General features: G+C 45.5%; 20 protein-coding genes. 9 read left to right on the forward strand and 11 right to left on the reverse strand.

Features of this window, described 5'->3' with window-relative positions; translation table 11 throughout:
- Positions 1–52 precede the first annotated feature (52 nt).
- The 4 genes from ATB78_RS25270 (at position 53) to ATB78_RS25285 (ending at position 2,565) form a co-directional block, all read left to right on the forward strand.
- On the forward strand, positions 53–970 hold the full coding sequence (locus tag ATB78_RS25270) for a DMT family transporter (protein ID WP_061010933.1): 918 nt from the start codon (positions 53–55) through the stop codon (positions 968–970).
- 62 nt (positions 971–1,032) lie between these two features.
- Entirely contained in the window at positions 1,033–1,320 is a 288-nt protein-coding gene (locus ATB78_RS25275) for a hypothetical protein (protein ID WP_061010934.1), read from the forward strand.
- A 67-nt stretch (positions 1,321–1,387) separates the two neighbouring features.
- Positions 1,388–1,759 (forward strand): cytochrome c, encoded by a 372-nt coding sequence (locus ATB78_RS25280; protein WP_061010935.1) that lies wholly within the window; start codon positions 1,388–1,390, stop codon positions 1,757–1,759.
- 278 nt (positions 1,760–2,037) lie between these two features.
- The gene (locus ATB78_RS25285; protein ID WP_061010936.1) at positions 2,038–2,565 is read left to right on the forward strand and encodes a hypothetical protein; all 528 of its coding nucleotides are present in this window, start codon (positions 2,038–2,040) and stop codon (positions 2,563–2,565) included.
- 96 nt (positions 2,566–2,661) lie between these two features.
- Here ATB78_RS25285 and ATB78_RS25290 read toward each other — a convergent pair whose 3' ends face one another.
- Together ATB78_RS25290 and ATB78_RS25295 are read right to left on the reverse strand one after the other, a co-directional pair.
- On the reverse strand, positions 2,662–3,090 hold the full coding sequence (locus tag ATB78_RS25290) for a MarR family transcriptional regulator (RefSeq protein WP_005435347.1): 429 nt from the start codon (positions 3,088–3,090) through the stop codon (positions 2,662–2,664).
- 10 nt (positions 3,091–3,100) lie between these two features.
- Complete coding sequence (locus tag ATB78_RS25295) at positions 3,101–3,742, reverse strand: cytochrome b/b6 domain-containing protein (protein ID WP_061010937.1); 642 nt, start codon at positions 3,740–3,742, stop codon at positions 3,101–3,103.
- A 132-nt stretch (positions 3,743–3,874) separates the two neighbouring features.
- On the opposite strand from ATB78_RS25295, the gene ATB78_RS25300 reads away from it, so the two are divergent.
- A complete protein-coding gene (locus tag ATB78_RS25300) occupies positions 3,875–4,318 on the forward strand; it encodes a cytochrome c (protein ID WP_020195147.1) in 444 nt (147 codons plus the stop codon).
- Between the two features lie 68 nt (positions 4,319–4,386).
- Positions 4,387–5,046 (forward strand): hypothetical protein, encoded by a 660-nt coding sequence (locus ATB78_RS25305; protein ID WP_061010938.1) that lies wholly within the window; start codon positions 4,387–4,389, stop codon positions 5,044–5,046.
- 14 nt (positions 5,047–5,060) lie between these two features.
- On the opposite strand, the gene ATB78_RS25310 is transcribed toward ATB78_RS25305, so the two are convergent.
- From ATB78_RS25310 to ATB78_RS25335, 6 genes are all read right to left on the reverse strand, one after another.
- Positions 5,061–5,510, reverse strand: coding sequence for a GNAT family N-acetyltransferase (locus ATB78_RS25310; protein WP_061010939.1), 450 nt, complete (start codon positions 5,508–5,510; stop codon positions 5,061–5,063).
- A 74-nt stretch (positions 5,511–5,584) separates the two neighbouring features.
- Positions 5,585–6,085 carry a GNAT family N-acetyltransferase gene (locus tag ATB78_RS25315; protein ID WP_061010940.1) on the reverse strand — a complete coding sequence of 167 codons (501 nt, stop codon included), beginning with the start codon at positions 6,083–6,085 and terminating at the stop codon, positions 5,585–5,587.
- Positions 6,086–6,145: 60 nt separating this feature from the next.
- The gene (locus tag ATB78_RS25320; protein WP_061010941.1) at positions 6,146–6,616 is read right to left on the reverse strand and encodes an HAD family hydrolase; all 471 of its coding nucleotides are present in this window, start codon (positions 6,614–6,616) and stop codon (positions 6,146–6,148) included.
- 118 nt (positions 6,617–6,734) lie between these two features.
- The gene (locus ATB78_RS25325; RefSeq protein ID WP_061010942.1) at positions 6,735–7,199 is read right to left on the reverse strand and encodes a GNAT family N-acetyltransferase; all 465 of its coding nucleotides are present in this window, start codon (positions 7,197–7,199) and stop codon (positions 6,735–6,737) included.
- Between the two features lie 9 nt (positions 7,200–7,208).
- Positions 7,209–7,940, reverse strand: a complete 732-nt coding sequence (locus ATB78_RS25330; protein ID WP_061010943.1) for an SDR family oxidoreductase — start codon at positions 7,938–7,940, stop codon at positions 7,209–7,211.
- Between the two features lie 28 nt (positions 7,941–7,968).
- Entirely contained in the window at positions 7,969–8,520 is a 552-nt protein-coding gene (locus ATB78_RS25335) for a GNAT family N-acetyltransferase (protein ID WP_061010944.1), read from the reverse strand.
- 231 nt (positions 8,521–8,751) lie between these two features.
- Here ATB78_RS25335 and ATB78_RS25340 point away from each other — a divergent pair, with 231 nt between their 5' ends.
- Entirely contained in the window at positions 8,752–9,846 is a 1,095-nt protein-coding gene (locus tag ATB78_RS25340) for a NapC/NirT family cytochrome c (protein ID WP_009706835.1), read from the forward strand.
- Positions 9,847–9,869: 23 nt separating this feature from the next.
- Entirely contained in the window at positions 9,870–12,317 is a 2,448-nt protein-coding gene (locus ATB78_RS25345; RefSeq protein WP_061010945.1) for a molybdopterin guanine dinucleotide-containing S/N-oxide reductase, read from the forward strand.
- Between the two features lie 181 nt (positions 12,318–12,498).
- On the opposite strand, the gene ATB78_RS25350 is transcribed toward ATB78_RS25345, so the two are convergent.
- Entirely contained in the window at positions 12,499–13,662 is a 1,164-nt protein-coding gene (locus tag ATB78_RS25350; RefSeq protein ID WP_240537443.1) for a HAMP domain-containing sensor histidine kinase, read from the reverse strand.
- Positions 13,663–13,983: 321 nt separating this feature from the next.
- Here ATB78_RS25350 and ATB78_RS25355 point away from each other — a divergent pair, with 321 nt between their 5' ends.
- On the forward strand, positions 13,984–14,217 hold the full coding sequence (locus ATB78_RS25355) for a hypothetical protein (RefSeq protein ID WP_078608762.1): 234 nt from the start codon (positions 13,984–13,986) through the stop codon (positions 14,215–14,217).
- An 87-nt stretch (positions 14,218–14,304) separates the two neighbouring features.
- Here the strand turns inward: ATB78_RS25355 and ATB78_RS25360 are convergent, their stop codons facing one another.
- Positions 14,305–15,030, reverse strand: coding sequence for a phosphatase PAP2 family protein (locus ATB78_RS25360; RefSeq protein WP_061010948.1), 726 nt, complete (start codon positions 15,028–15,030; stop codon positions 14,305–14,307).
- Positions 15,031–15,092: 62 nt separating this feature from the next.
- A complete protein-coding gene (locus tag ATB78_RS25365) occupies positions 15,093–16,151 on the reverse strand; it encodes a helix-turn-helix domain-containing protein (RefSeq protein ID WP_061010949.1) in 1,059 nt (352 codons plus the stop codon).
- Positions 16,152–16,174 lie beyond the last annotated feature (23 nt).

The raw sequence follows: 16,174 nt of genomic DNA on the forward strand, positions 1-16,174 counted from the left end.
TTCGAGATTAAAAACATTCAAGATTTAAAAGTAAGTAGAGTGAGGGCGAATCATGTTAATCAGAGCCATTCCTTTTGTGTTCGTGATCCTTTGGGCTTCTGGATTTGTTGGTGCGCGATTTGGTTTGCAATACGCCGAGCCTGCGACCTTGTTGTCGATTCGCATGGCGTCCAATGTCCTGTTGTTTTTGGTGATTGTGGCTTTTCTGCGTCGTCGCATTCCAACGGGAAAAGACTTTTGGCACAGCTGCGTTGTCGGGATATTGATTCACGGCTTTTACCTAGGCGGGACGTACTTTGCCATCAGTTTGGGAATGCCGGCGGGCTTAAGTTCGCTACTCGTCGGAATACAACCTATTTTGACGGCCGTATTGCTGGTGGCGTTCGCTTCTGAGCAGTTCAAACCATCACAGTGGATTGGTTTGTCCTTGGGGTTTGTCGGCATTGCTATGGTGCTCATGGGCAAGATGGAGTGGCAATCCGATTTGCACAAAACCTTAGCCATTGGTGTGTGCTTGTCGTCGTTGTTTGGTATTACGCTTGGCACTTTGTATCAAAAGAAATATTGCCAACAAGTGGATATGGTAGGCGGCGCGACCGTGCAGTATTTAGCGGCATTGGCCATGTTCCTACCAATCGCGATGCAGTTTGAAACTATGCAGGTGCAATGGACGACGGAATTCATTCTTACTTTAGTCTGGCTCGTGGTTGTGCTGTCCTGTGTGGCGATTCTGTTGCTGCTGTACATGGTGAAGAATGGCGCGGCATCGAGTGTTGCTTCGGTGTTCTACCTTGTGCCTCCGACCACGGCGCTTCAAGCTTGGTTTGTCTTCGGTGAGTCGTTTGATTGGATGGGCATTATTGGCTTTGTATTAGCGGCGACGGCGGTCTACCTAGTGGTGAAAAAGCCTGAGCTACCAATGTTTAAATCAAAGGTTGCAAAGCAGAAACGTAAAATATACCTAAATTAGGTAGGGACATTTGCGTGCCAGAGAGTACAATCCGGCTCCTTACATGTTTGTGGAGTCGGATGATGACCGTCAAGCCAGATCGAATGAGCGCGATGCGCAATATCATTGAACAAGTGAAAGCAGAATTGCCGATTTATGAATCGGAGACCTTTGTTTGTGGCCCTGAGGGTAAATGCATCGGTTGCCCAAAAAAACTGTTGGAAATGGTCGATTCTGAACTGAGCTATTGGGAATCTGCAATGGATCGCGGTATCACGCCTCAGTTTGATGAAATCCGCCGATTTGGCAAAATGTGCACCAGCGTACGCCGAGGTTTAATCCGCAATAACGTGCCGTTGCTCAACACCTAATCAACACTTTTTCGACATCCCCCTCGTTACCTTGTCTTCATTGATTAAACGAAGACAAGGGGTTCTCATGTGCAAACTCTTTTTCTCTGCTGTTTTGTTATTACTGGCTTCCAGTTCTGGTTTTGCGGGTTACAAATGGTTCACTGACAACCAATATGGCGAAGCGGATCTTGCTGCGGGTAAGCAGCATTTTGAATCTTACTGTGTCTCTTGTCATGGTGATAAAGGGCATGGTGATGGATTGGTGGCCAAGGCGACGAACATCAACCCCGATAATATTTTTGATGAACTGACCAATCCATTCGGAACAAAAGTGGAGTTAATAGGGACGGTATTGGAAGGGGAGAATGGTCAAAGCGGTGCAATGCCACCATTCAAATCTGTGCTGAGTGAAAAGCAAGTAAATGACATTTTTGAATACATAAAAAGTATTAATTGAGCTGAATTCTTATTTTAGAAACAGACACTTATTGGCTTTTGGTGTGCTTCAAGGTTTTGAATTCAGTCGAATTTCTACGTTACTTTAGCCGCTTGTTTCAAGGTAATTTGGCGGTCACTCTCAAGTTCTCGATTCCCTCGTTTTTTCTTATCATTTGCGCGTTTCTCTGCGTAATTTCAGCGATATATTGGCTCGGTTCTCACATGGATGTGGGAGCGAATCCCTATCATCTGTCTGTATGCTGAGAGTCGAAAGTGAAAACAAAAGGATTTACGTTGATGGAAATCACCATCGTCTTAGCAACCTTGGGTTCGATCGCTCTCGCTGCCTTGCCAATTCTGCTCGATATTCACCGTCAAGCTTACGTTTCTATGCTGCACAGTTCGCAGTCTTCTCTGGGGACGTCTCTTAAATTCTTCCATGCCAAAGTGATGATTGATGGTGCGCAGGAGCGTAGACAAATGACGTACATTGATCATCAAGTGAACATGCTCAGTGGGATGCCAGAAGCCAGTGCAAATAGCATACGAGCATTGTTAGAGATTGGTCTGCCTGCCAAAGGCAATTCACCCATTGATAAGCCGTGTGAAGGCAGCGATTTTTGCATTATGGGCAATCAATTCCCAAACAGTGCCTATTTTGTTGCGATTCCTGAGTATCAGTTCGCTGATCATTCTGGCTTAGATCGTGTGGTGTATATTTGGCCGCAAGGGTACACCTTGGAACGTGAAGCGTGCTATTTCTATTACGTTAATCAAGCGTCGACGCGCTCGGTGGTTAGAGGGCATGTTACAGAAGGTTGCTAGACATCAGGCAACCTGGCGCGAGCAGAAAAGTACAAAGCCCCAAGCGCAGAACTTGGGGCTTTGTTTATTCTTAGGTTGGAAAAACTTAGCGAAGCGCTAAATCTCTGCGACCAACTTTTTTAGCAAGCGAAGCATCTCTTTTTGCTCTGCTGGCTCTAGCGGACTCATCAGCTCTTTATTAACAGCCAGTGGGATTGGCACCAAGGTTTCTTTAAGGCTTCGTCCTTCTTCCGTTAGATAAATACGGAACGAGCGGCGGCTGTTTGGATCGGGATGGCGCTCTACCAAACCTAACTTCTCCAACTTGTCTAAGGTACGAGTCGTGGTCGAGTTTTCTACTTTAGATTTCGCTGCGATATCGCGCTGCGTCACGCCTTCTTCTTCCCACAAACACATCATGGTCGGCCAAAGTGCAACGGTAAGTCCGTGCTTTTTGAGCTCGGCTTCAAATCGTTTCGCTGCATCGTGTGCAACGACATTGATCATCCAGCCAAAGCTGTCTTGTCTGTCAAACTGTTCGCTCATTTTCTTACTCTTATGATAAAGCAACGATTGCCATGGTAACCAATGTTGCAGCAACTAGCACCCCAAAAGCACGGCTTTGCGGCGCGAGATAGACAATTTTCTGTTCCGTGATGAGTGTCTGCTTGTTCATTTGGGGTTGTTTACCTGTGATCATCGCTTTCAACAAGGGTTTACCTCTTAGTTTATAGAAAAGGATCGCACCAACATGTAAGGCGATCAGTATAGGCAAAAGATCGGCCAAGGTCAGGTGTAACCACTCAATCCCTACAAATACGTTGTCGTTAAGCCAAACATCGGAATATGGCCACGTATCGAATAAGCCGCCAAGCGCCATTCCTGAGATACATTGAAGTAGCAATGTCGTCAGTAGTGCCGCCACCATCCAGCCGCCTGCAGGATTATGACCCACAGTCGCCGCCGATTTACCTTTTAAGTAAGTAATGACACCTTTTGGCGAGCGGAGAAACTGGCGAAACAAACTGGTCTCGCTGCCGATAACTCCCCAAGTCAATCGCCATAACAACAAAGTGAATAACGCTAATCCCAATTGAACATGGGGGCCATTGCCAGACAATCCAGATGCCATCAAGGCTATAAATAGTAGGGCTTGAGCCCAGTGATAAAGTCGCGTTGCTAAATCCCAAATTTTCATAATTACCTTGATCTTTTCTCGGTGTGATGATCTTCTTTACGGTAATTTACACAACAATAGTTGCATGCGCAATAATTGTTGTGTAAATTTATTTGCAACCACACAGCAATAACGAAAAACCAGGAGAACGAAATGAAAAAGACATTGGCACTGATTGCACTTTTACCGACCATCTTTGTATCAACAACAGTGTTTGCCCAAGACTTCAGCGCTCAAATCGAAACGCGTCAGAATGCATTTGAGCAAATAGAGTCTCTGTCGAAACAAGCCGATAAAACATTGAAAGGCAGCAATACCGATTGGCACGCGCTAGAGCAGATTGGTGTTGAGCTCACTCGCCACAGCGCACAACTGCAACAAGCGTTTCCAGAGGGAAGCCAAGCTGAGAGCAAAGCGAAGAAAGAAGTGTGGAGCAAACCAGATAACTTCAATCGCTTGATGCTTCAAATGGATGAAGGGTTTGCACAGTTGTATCAAGCTGCGCAGAACCAACAAGTTTCATCGGCTGAGGCAGGACTTAAGCAAGCTCAGAGTACTTGCCGAAGCTGTCATCGTGCATACCGCAGTCGTTGGTAATCAAGCGATCCACAACATTGAATTTATATTGAAGCAAAAAAGAAAATCGTTAAGTGAAAGGTAACCTTATGAAAAAAATCATTCTATTAAGCACGCTTACTGTGGCTTCTTTCTCTAGCTTTGCTGCTGATTACGGTGTGGAACTGGCTTGGAACACCAATGATTCGGAACAGGTTCTCAAAACATTGCCAGAACAGAAAGCGGCCTTTAGCCAACTGATCGAACAAGGTGATGTGAAAGACATGTTTGTTTTACCAAGCAGTATCGATGGTAAACCAGTACAGATTCTGCATTTCGTGTTGTCGGCTGATAACGAGGCGGAAGTTGCCACTAAATTGCAGGACTTACCTATGTACCAGCAAGACTTGGTGAAGATCGCGAGCATTCAACCACTAGGCGCCAAATGGTTAGATAACACGCCAGAAAGTGATAACTACAGTGTGACGTTACGTTGGAAAGAGGGCATCGAGGCGTTAGAAATGGACCGTGTATTGGGTGTCGACTTGCAGCGAGTGATCAGCTTGAACAACTCTGGCTTAGTCACGTCGTCTTACATCAATACCCAAGTGTTGGACAATGGTGTTGAGCGTCCAATTTACTCCGTCGCCGTATTGGCGAAAGATGCCCAGCAGGCGCAAAACCTGATGTACTCTTTTGAAGCGGTACAGCTTGGGTATGCGACTTTTGAAATTGAATACTTGGGTAAAAAGTTGGATATGAAAAGCTAACTAAGCCTTTATGTTTAAAGGTCTAGATACAGACGCAGCATGTCTTTGTGCTGGATACCGTTCTCCCAAATTGGTTCTGGGTAGTGGAGTAAGAAGTGATCTTTATCCACGCTCTCTACCCTGAAACCCAAGCGTTGATAGTAAGTCAGTTGGTAACCAAACGTCCCCGTTCCTAATATCAACTTTTGAAAAGATTCGCCTTTTAACTCTTCAATGGCAAATCGCAATAAATCTGAGCCAATACCACGTTGTTGATGCGTAGGTGCGACTGAGACGTTCATGATTTCAGCCTGCGTTTCTGAAAGCGGAAGCACCAAGCATGCTCCGACGATCTGGTTCTCTTCCACCGCAACAAAACTCAATGAGTTTGCAAGATAGCGATTAACGTTGTCTTGGTCTGGATCTGCTTCTAATAGCAAAGCCATCGGGATTTGATTTGGCGATAAGGGTTTATATTCAATCATCACAAGTACGCGGTAAATATTGGATTCCGATCAGTATATCGCAAAGGCAATGTGGTCTTGCTACTAGAATCAACTTACGGATGCTTTAAGACCATTTTCTGACTCATCAGATATTTGCCGTTAGGCAATAGCACTTCACCTAACTCGCCACAATGCTCGAAGCCAAACTTCTCATATAAAGCAATCGCAGGGTGGTTGGTTTTGTAAACATTCAACGCAATAGTGTCATAGCCATATTGCCAACCGCTATGAATGGCGGTGGTGAGCAACTTCTTTCCTAACCCTTGGTTTCGGTAGTGGCGGTCAATATGAATGCCGAGAATGCCCGTTCTAGCGAACTCACCTCCTTCGTAGCCACACATTTCGGCTGGGAAGATTTCGATGCTGCCAACTAGGCGTTTTCCATCGAAGGCCACAAATTGGGGAATGGATTCTTTTTCCACACGAGTGATTACTTCACTCAGCATCGCTTTGTCTGGCGCTGGCGAGCGTAAGTATTCTCCTTCCTCATAAACGCGATTCCAGAGCGAAATAAAGTGGTCAATGTCGTTGACGGTAATCGGTCTAATCTGCATTCATCTTCCTTGATTGGTGCATAAAGTTTAGTGGCTCAAGTGTATTTGTGCGTATGTCGGTTAGATGCTTAGCAACGCAGACAAACAACGTATTTGATTTGGGATGGGTTTGCTTGGCGCAGGGAGATCATGAGGATTGAACCAAACAACGTTTAACCCTGCGTCCATTGCTGGGTAAATGTCTTTTTCTGGTAAGTCGCCAACCATGGTGAGTTGGCTCGGCTCAATGCCCAATTGTTTTGCGACCGCAAGATAAAAATCAGACTGATTCTTGGCAATACCAAGGTTGGCAAAGCAAAAGTAGCCAGAAAGGTATTGGTCGAGCCCGACTCGTTGAAAGGCTTTTTGTACATCTTCCATCGCGGAATCTGATGCGCTAGTCGCGATATAAACTTGGTGATCTTGTGTGAGTTGAGCCAGAGTCTCTTTGGCTTGAGGAACGGTTTCAACGTGTTCCCAATCGCACATTTTTCCTTGTGCGTGAGGAAAATCGACCATTAAGGTGTTTCCCCAATCGAAAAGATAAATCATGTTCGAATCTCCTTTATTCGTACATCATATCGTCTTTTCGAAAAGGGAAGGAAAGCGCGAAAGATAAATGCGATTCACGTTAGCTTTAACGGTGAAATTCGCTTAAATGTCGTGATCGTTACAAACATTTCATCATAAGACGGGAGTTGGGAGCAAAGCCCAGTTTGTCGTAAAACTGCTGCGCATTGTGGTTAAACTCCATGACTTCTAAGCGGACTTGAGTTGCACCTGACTCGCGTGCCCATTGCTCAACGGCCGTCATTAAGGCTCGGCCAACGCCTTTTGACTTCTGATTTTCATCGACAACGATGGTGCCAATGCGGCAAATTGGGTCTTTGATTAAAAAGCTGATGGTTTCATTTTGGGTAATGGTCGCAGTGATAAAGCCAAGTGCTTGTTGACCTTCTTCTGCAATAAGCACCAATCGAGCATCATCGGCCAGCGCATCTGCGAGAAAATTTCTGTCTTCTTCAGAAGGCGGAACAAAAGTATGTGGCGCATGACGAAAGTGAAGTTCGCTAATTTGCGTGTTTAATACAAAGAGCGCATTGAGATCGTCGGGTGTCGCTGATCTGATTTTCATTACTGTTCCTTAATTTCCGCCAGCTAGATCGATAAACGAACCTGTGACATAAGATGCTTCATCACTGAGTAGCCACGCGATGGCATTGGCCACTTCATCTACCGTGCCTCCTCGCTTAAGAGGGATTTTTTCACTGAGCCTGTCGACTCGATTCGGCTCGCCGCCATCGGCATGGATATCGGTATAAATGCAGCCGGGACGAACACCGTTTACACGGATGTTTTGCTCAGCTAATTCCAAAGATAACCCCTTGGTGAGCGAGTCCATTGCACCTTTTGAGGCAGCGTAATCAACGTATTCAAATGGCGCTCCAGAGCGGGATGCGGCAGAAGAAACATTAACAATCGCATTGCCAGATTCAAATCGTTTTGCTGCTTCTCGGCAACAAAGAAAACAGCTCGTCACATTAGCGTTCATGACAGCTTGGAATCGCTCAAGGCTCATGTCCGCAAGACGAGACTGGGTGAATAAGATGCCCACGTTGTTGACGAGATGAGTGACCTTTCCGAGTGCTTGTTCGGTTTGTTCAAACAATGAGAGTACCTGCTGCTCATCGGAAACATCCGCTTTGATGGCGATGGCTTTACCGCCAACCTCCTCAATCTCACGAACAACTTGCGCGGCAGCCTCGGCTTGTGCGCGATAGTTAACGCATACGGCATAGCCTTGTTTGGCGAGTAATTTGGCGGTTGCGGCTCCGATGCCTCGGCTTGCGCCTGTGATAATGACTACTTTCTGCAAAACACGTCCTTATTGTTTGTCGTGAATATTATTTTTGTAATGAATAGAGCTTATCTGCGTATCTTTTCCCACCTATTTCATAGGCTTCAGGGATGGTCTCGATGAGTTTGAAGCCACATTTTTCCAGCACTCGTTCAGAGCCAATATTGCCCTCTGTGACCGTGGCGGAAAACTGAGAAATTTTGTGCTGCTCAAACGCCCACTCAATCACACCGGTAAGGGATTCCGTACCAAACTGTTGGCCATAAAATTCTGGCAGCAATAAATACCCGACTTCTGCAATACCATCTTGCAACACAAAGCCAGTGATGCCGATTGGTCGTGCACTTTGTTTTTCATAAATCACCAAACACAACCAATGCTCGCTTTGCGGTGTCCATGCCGGTAGCCGTGATTCGAACTTTTGGCGCATTTCGTCTTCGGTCGGCGGGTCAAAACAAAGTGCAATGATTTGTGGTTCGCTACTCAAGCGGCGATACAGATCCCAATCACTTTTCGTTAGCGGTTTAAGCTCAGTTCTTGGGGTGGAAATGGGTAGAGATAACACGTTTGAATCGCCTCCATGTGATCGAGTTTTCATATCTCACACAAACATATCAAAAGTGCTTTGATAAACAACATCTATCGTTATGGCGAATAGGTTCGGTCAAGAAAGATTTTTCAGAAAAATGGAATATGCCAAGGAGTCTCTCAATAACGAAAAATAAGTCACCACCTAGGGTGTACGTATGACTCAGATCAATTACCAGATACTACTAAAGAGGTAAATATGCGACAAAGCATGTGAATTTGTGAGTATTTATTTCTAATTATGTCAATTAAAAAACGTTATATCGCCGCAATGGTGGCAGTGGGTATTGGTGTGGGCTGGCTAACTTTAGGTGGCACCGCAGCAGTGATGCATTACACATCCGACACTGAGTTCTGTCTCTCTTGTCACTCTATGGAAATCCCTTACAAAGAGTACCAAGGCTCAGTACACTTCAGTAACGCCAAAGGTATTCGCGCAGAATGTTCAGACTGTCACATTCCGAAAGAGCCAATGGATTACTTAGTCACTAAGATCCGCGCTTCAAAAGACATCTACCATGAGTTTGTAACAGGTAAGATCGACACGCCAGAGAAGTACGAAGCACACCGTACTGAACTTGCAGAGATGGTTTGGGAGCAGTTCCGTGAAAACGATTCGGCAACCTGTCGTTCTTGTCACGACTTCGATGCAATGGAAGAGTTCGAGCAATCACGTGATGCGGCGAAGATGCACGCATACGGCAAAGCGAATGACCAAACGTGTATCGACTGTCACAAAGGTGTAGCGCACTTCGCTCCAGAAGCGGAACTTGATAGCAAGGCGTTTGAAACACTGATGAGCTTCACTACCAAAACAGCAGCCGACGCGAAAGTGGTTTACCCAGTGACGTCTATCAGCATGGGTGACTTTGGTACGGTGAATCCAACAACCAAACTGAACGTTGTAAAAGCGGAAGGTGACAACCGCACCGTTAAGATCAATGCATTCCAAATGAAAGGCGCTGAGCAAGTGCTTTACATGGGTGAAGGTCAACGCGCGATTGTTGCAACACTATCTGAACAAGGCCAACAAGCAGTTGAAGCTGGCGAGTTCAAAGCAGACGTATACGGCAACGAGTGGCGTCCTGTTTCTCTAACGGCAACGATCGATTCTCCAGTGGTTGATACGCTAGAGCCGGTTTGGTCATACGCAGAAGAGTTGGACAACGTTTACTGTGCAACTTGTCACGCGAAAATTCCTTCAAATCACTTTACTGTGAACGCATGGGGTCCTGTAGCGAAGAGTATGGGTGATCGCACTGATATTTCAGCAGAAAACCTAGAAATTTTGACTAAGTTCTTCCAGCACCACGCGAAAGATGTGGTTGGTCACTAATAGAGAAATAGAAGGATAAGATTATGACTAATTTAACTCGTCGCGGATTTCTAAAAGGCACTGGTCTAACTGCTGGTGCTCTGGCTTTCACTTCATTGACGCCAATGAGCGCACTAGCCTCTGATAAGCGTGGTTCAGGTGTACTTACAGCGGGTCGCATGGGCCCAATGCTGTGTGAAGTAAAAGACGGTAAGCTGGTTTCAACCACAAACGCATTGCCACAAACGGTACCAAACAGTCTTCAAACTACGGGCCCTGACCAAGTTCATACTAAAGCTCGTGTTAAGTACCCAATGGTACGTAAAGGCTACTTGGCAAACCCATCAGCGCCAGAAGGCGTGCGTGGTAGCGATGAATTCGTTCGCGTGCCTTGGGATGAAGTTTACAAACTGATTCACGAACAACACATGCGCATTCGTAAAGAGCACGGTGCTGAATCTGTCTTTGCTGGTTCTTACGGCTGGCGTTCAAGTGGTGTGTTGCACAAAGCACAAACGCTTCTACAACGTTACATGAGCATGGCGGGCGGTTACTCAGGTCACCTTGGTGATTACTCTACGGGTGCTGCGCAGGTGATCATGCCGCACGTGGTAGGTTCTATTGAAGTTTACGAACAGCAAACGACCTACCCAGTGGTTCTTGAGCATAGTGACGTTGTGGTGCTTTGGGGTCTTAACCCAATTAATACACTGAAAATCGCTTGGAGCTCAACAGATTGTGCGGGCCTTGAGTTCTTCCATCAGCTGAAGAAGTCAGGTAAGACGGTTATCGCTATCGACCCAATGCGTTCAGAAACCATCGAGTTCTTCGGTGACAACGCACAGTGGATTGCTCCGCATCCAATGACGGACGTGGCGATGATGATGGGTATCGCGCATACGCTTGTGAAACAAGGTAAGCACGATAAAGAATTCCTAGCGAAATACACCACAGGTTACGACGTATTCGAAGCTTACCTAATGGGTAAAGAAGACGGCGTTGAGAAATCAGCAGAATGGGCATCTAAGATTTGTGGCGTGCCAGTTAAGCAACTTGAGCTGCTTGCAGACATCTTCAGCAAAAACCGCACAATGCTAATGGCGGGCTGGGGTATGCAGCGTCAGCAATACGGTGAGCAACGTCACTGGATGCTGGTAACGCTAGCAACTATGCTGGGCCAAGTTGGTCTACCGGGTGGTGGTTTTGGTTTCTCTTACCACTACTCAAACGGCGGTAACCCTTCACGTGATGCGGGTGTACTTCCTGCTATTTCTGCGTCTCTAGGCGGCGGTTCTTCTGCAGGTAACGACTGGGCGGTTTCTGGTTCTGTTAACGCGTTCCCAGTGGCACGTATTGTTGAAGCACTAGAAAACCCAGGTATGAGCTACCACCACAATGGTCATGAGTTAACGTTCCCTGAGATCAAGATGATTTGGTGGGCAGGCGGTGCGAACTTTACTCACCACCAAGACACTAACCGTCTGATCAAAGCGTGGCAAAAACCAGAGCTTATCGTTATCTCTGAACCATACTGGACAGCGGCAGCGAAGCACGCGGATATTGTTCTACCTATCACCACATCGTTCGAGCGTAACGATATGACCATGACAGGTGACTACAGTAACCAACACCTAGTGCCGATGAAGCAAGTGGTTGAGCCTCAAGGTGAAGCTCGTAACGACTTTGATGTATTCGCGGACATGGCAGAGTTGCTTGCTCCGGGTGGTCGTGATGTTTACACCGAAGGCAAGACTGAAATGGAATGGTTGTACGGTTTCTACAAAGCCGCTCAGCAAGGCGGTCGTGGCCAACGCATCGCAATGCCAAACTTCAGCAAGTTCTGGGAAGATAACCAGTTGATCGAAATGAAGTGGAACGAGAAGAACGCGCAGTTCGTTCGTTACGCTGAATTCCGTGAAAACCCAATTATGAGCCCACTAGGTACGCCAAGTGGTAAGTTCGAGATCTTCTCTAAGACGATTGAAGGTTACCAGCTAGAAGACTGTCCTCCACACCCAACATGGATGGAGCCAACAGAGTACACGGGTAACGCAACCGATGGTGAACTTCAGCTAATGACAGCGCACGCGGCGCATCGTCTACACAGCCAGTTCAACTACGCGAAGATTCGTGAAGAGTACGCGATTGCTGACCGTGAGCCGATTTCTATCCACCCAGAAGACGCAAAAGCGCGTGGTATTAAGACCGGCGATCTTGTTCGTGCCTTCAACGGCCGTGGTCAAGTTCTGGTTGGTGCATTGGTGACTGATGGCATCAAGCAAGGCTCAGTGTGTATCCACGAAGGTGGTTGGCCAGATCTAGACCCTAAAACAGGCATCTGTAAAAACGGTGGCTGTAACGTTCTAACGCTCGATATTCCAACCTCTCGCCTTGCGAACGGTTGTGCGGCGAACTCTGCATTGGTTCGTATCGAGAAGTACGAAGGTCCAGTGCTTGAGCTAACAGCATTCACACCGCCTAAGAACGGTTAATGTGAACGCTAATTAGCAAATTCATTATTCGATGTTTAAAACAAGAAGCCAGCGATACGCTGGCTTCTTTGTATTTGCTTCTCAACTTTCAACTGAGTCTTATTAAGACAGAATCAAACAATAAGCCATCTAATTTCTGCTAGTAAACTGAGTTGCAGTCTGGGCAATTAAAATAAAACCATTAAGTGAAGATGACTTGGGCAATAAATTGTTTGTCTTCAGTACGGTGAGTAAATTGCCAATTCATCCGCTCACAAATTCGCTCAATAATGATCAATCCATATCCGTACCCCGAATTATTTTCATTATCGGCTTCAAATTGATTTCTGACTTGTAAGCGGTGGTTATTCAGATCAATGAAGACATCACCAGAGCTATAGCTGAATGCATTTTTAACTAGATTGTTGATAACGATTGATATGAAGCTCTTTGGTACAAGCAAATGTATATTGCCTTGCTGCTGAAAGTGGTGCTGAGCGCCTTCTTTAATAAACAGTGTTCCAGCTTCTTCGAGTTGCTTTTCTATACACTTCGCCAAGTCGACCTGCTCAAAATGACGTGAGTTTATCTCTTCCTTTCCTAGTAACAGGAACACTTCGGTCAATACTCTCATGTCTTCACAAGCTCGCTGCGTACGCTGAATTGACTTTAGGGCAACGCGCGGCAGATCCGATACGCGATTCAAAATATCGGCTGATCCTTTGATCACCATTATTGGTGTTCGGAGCTCATGAGAAGCGAAGCGGTTGAACTCTTGTTCGCGCTGAAAGTTATGCGCAATGTGCTTCTTGCCATCAACAAGGGCTTGCTCAATATAACGTGTTTCACTAAAGCGGGTTTCCACTTCAAAACCTTCGTACTGGGGTGGCATGCGGTCTATTTTGTTGACGATCACGTTGAGTGGGCGGGAGAGAATACGAACAATGTGAATGCCATACAGAAACATCACTAAACAAAGGATGGCAACGGAGTAAAGCGTAAAGTGATGCAAAGCGCTCTCGTACTCATCCCTAAACTCATCAGAATCGCCTTTGAATACAATGTACATCAGCCCTTTTCCTGAAGGGTGATGGAACACACCGAAGCTCTTTTCATCGGAGCGCACTTCTTGGCCATAAAACCCCAACTGAGTGTGAATCGCGAGCCATTCAGGTACATGCGTTAACGACCAGTAGAAATCAAATACCAAAGAGTTTGGTGGAGGTGCGAGGTGCTGAAACTGTTGGTAGTTGTGTAAATACAGCTCTGCTTCTTTTTCCAACCAATGATTTAAGCTCAGAGATTCAAACTTACTTTCGGCGATGTAAATAATCGTCCAGAAAAACAAGGCAATAATGAATGCCATCCTAGTAAAGCTCCACCGTATTTTGGCATAAATACTGGGGGCTTTTTTATGAACCGGTTTGATTATTGCCCTAATATCCATAAATTTATCCTTGTCGAAAAATAGAAATAGTATGCGGAAATAATTCGTTCATCCTCACAGGGATATCACACTCATTGAATGTTCGTTATTTATTTTCTTCACGAATGCTTCACGCGTTCTCAAATAACATGGCTCTATGAACAAAATATGAAAATGACTTTCCAGATCCAAAGCGGAGGGAAGGGAAGTGTTTTCAGTGCTTGGTTTTTTAATGGATTACTTTTATCGAAGGGAATGCGTATGAAAGTAGCGATAACTTATGTGAGCTGCCAAGTGTGTCGAACACAGTTTATGGCGTATAAACAAGGCGCTTTTGAAATGAACTTGTTGTATCAGGTTCATTGCAGTAACTCAGATTGCCAACACCAGTGGCAGTTTACGGTTTTGTCTGCGTTGATCGCGAATCAAGTTCCAAGCGGTGCTGTGCGAGCACAAGAGTGCTACTCACTAGCCTCTGATTTGGATGTCGTTTAGATAACAAAACGCCCGACGCATAGTGTCTTATGGTCGGGCGTTTTTGCATTTCTGGAGCTGAATAATGCTTGAGTGGAGTATGTCTTGTTACGATTTAGCGAGGGTCACAAAAGGCATTTTCTTGGTGACTTGGAATGCAGGCAGCAAAGTAAACACGATGGCGACAAATACCACTGAACCAATCAAATCCTCAATTCTGTGCATGCCGAGCCACAAGCGACTGTACGCCACGCCCATTGCCCAAACCCATAAGGTAGCGGCAGAGAAATAGCACTTGTTCTGCAAAAACAACCCACCAAAGAAGGCTAAACAGATAGAAACGAAAATCGTATGACCAGATGGGAAGGAATAGTCTTTTTCACCTTGCCAGTGACGAGTACGCCATTCGCTGACTTTTTCGGAGATCTCACCAATCACACTCGCTTGTTGTTCAGTCTCCAACTGATAAAACGCTTCTGGGTGCTCAATCAATTGCTCTGCGGCAAGCAGTTCTGTGTAGGGACGCGGGCTTTCTGTCATCAACTTTAAGCCTGTTTTGCTGGCAAAACCAATCACCAGTAACAATCCCAGCATGGAGAGTTTTTGCATCCAATCAGACTGACTCGGTTTGTAGCGGTAAAGTGACAACACCAACAGCGTAAGTGTGATCAAAAAGCCTTTACTGCCCGCAGAATCGGTTAGCAGAGTAAAGAGAATGCCAATGCCGTCAGAAACGTGAGAAGTAAGATCGTGATACGAGGCAAACAGCGAAAGTGGGATGATGCCAAGAATGAACAAGGCGAGCATCATCAAACCGTATTTTTTAGTTTTCATGAAAAGTCATACAGCAGTCGAAAATAGGCGGCTATCTTACGACAATCGATGTGAAAAACTTATCAACGCTCTGTCAATTCGGTCTTGTTTATTTTGCTCCGAATCTCCATTGGAGAAAGCCCAAAAGTGCGAACAGTAAAGCGATTGAGTGAGGATTGAGATTGAAAACCTAAACGTTCTGACAATGCGACAAGAGGAATCGATGTGTATGACAAAACTTCGTAGCATTTCTTTTGTTTAAATTGATTGAGCAATTGATCAAAGGTTTGCCCCTCTTGTTTAAGCTTTCGGGCTAGCGTCCAGCGAGAGTATCCCATTTGATTCAGGATTTTGCTTGAAGCATGCATGAGTGAATCATGATGGTATAAGCGTTCTAAAGTCAGCATCACTAACTCAGTGGTATTTAGATCATTTAAGGACTCTAACTGGGCCAGTGAAGTTAACAAGCGCTGATTAAGGTGCTGGTCTAGAAGAGGATTATTCGTTTCAAGTTGATGCTGTGCATAAGGGGCTTTTAGAATGAGTTGGTTTTGCTCTCCAGCTTCAATAATGACACCACTCGTTTGCTCAAAATCTTTGATATTCGGAATGAATTTATTGGACTGAATTCGCATTGAATCAGGCGGAAGAGATAAGGTAGTGAGTGCTTTAGCAACAAAACACAAGTTAAGTATAGGGCCATAAATATCGACAACCCCTTCATCTTGTACGTAATGGACAACAACATCACCTTGCGGTGCTATCCGATAATACAAGCGGTCACGTGAGCCCATAATCGGCTTGAACTGAACGTGACGGTGAATGGCTTCTGTCGCATTTGGTGCATTTAGTACGTAGGCAAATTCTGGATAAGTTTCCAATAATTCGGACGTGGAAATATCGTGCGCAGGTAAAGGGATCTCGTATTTTGCAACGATATAACAAAGCTCTTGAAAGTGCTTTTCTGAGACGTGTGCGACCTTATCTAAGCGATGGTTTAACTTAGATAGCTCTTCGCTTAACCCCTTTATGTTACGGTGTTGTGCGAGGTAGGTGTAAAGCCGTGTATAAACGTGCTGGTGGATATATTTCATCGAAGTTTTATTCAGCATGGTTTGGTAGCCAATCGGAGTCCAAACCATGCTGATTTATTGAATTGCTAACT

Origin of the sequence: Vibrio sp. CUB2 (genome assembly GCF_001557945.1) — a bacterium.
GTDB lineage: Bacteria > Pseudomonadota > Gammaproteobacteria > Enterobacterales > Vibrionaceae > Vibrio > Vibrio owensii.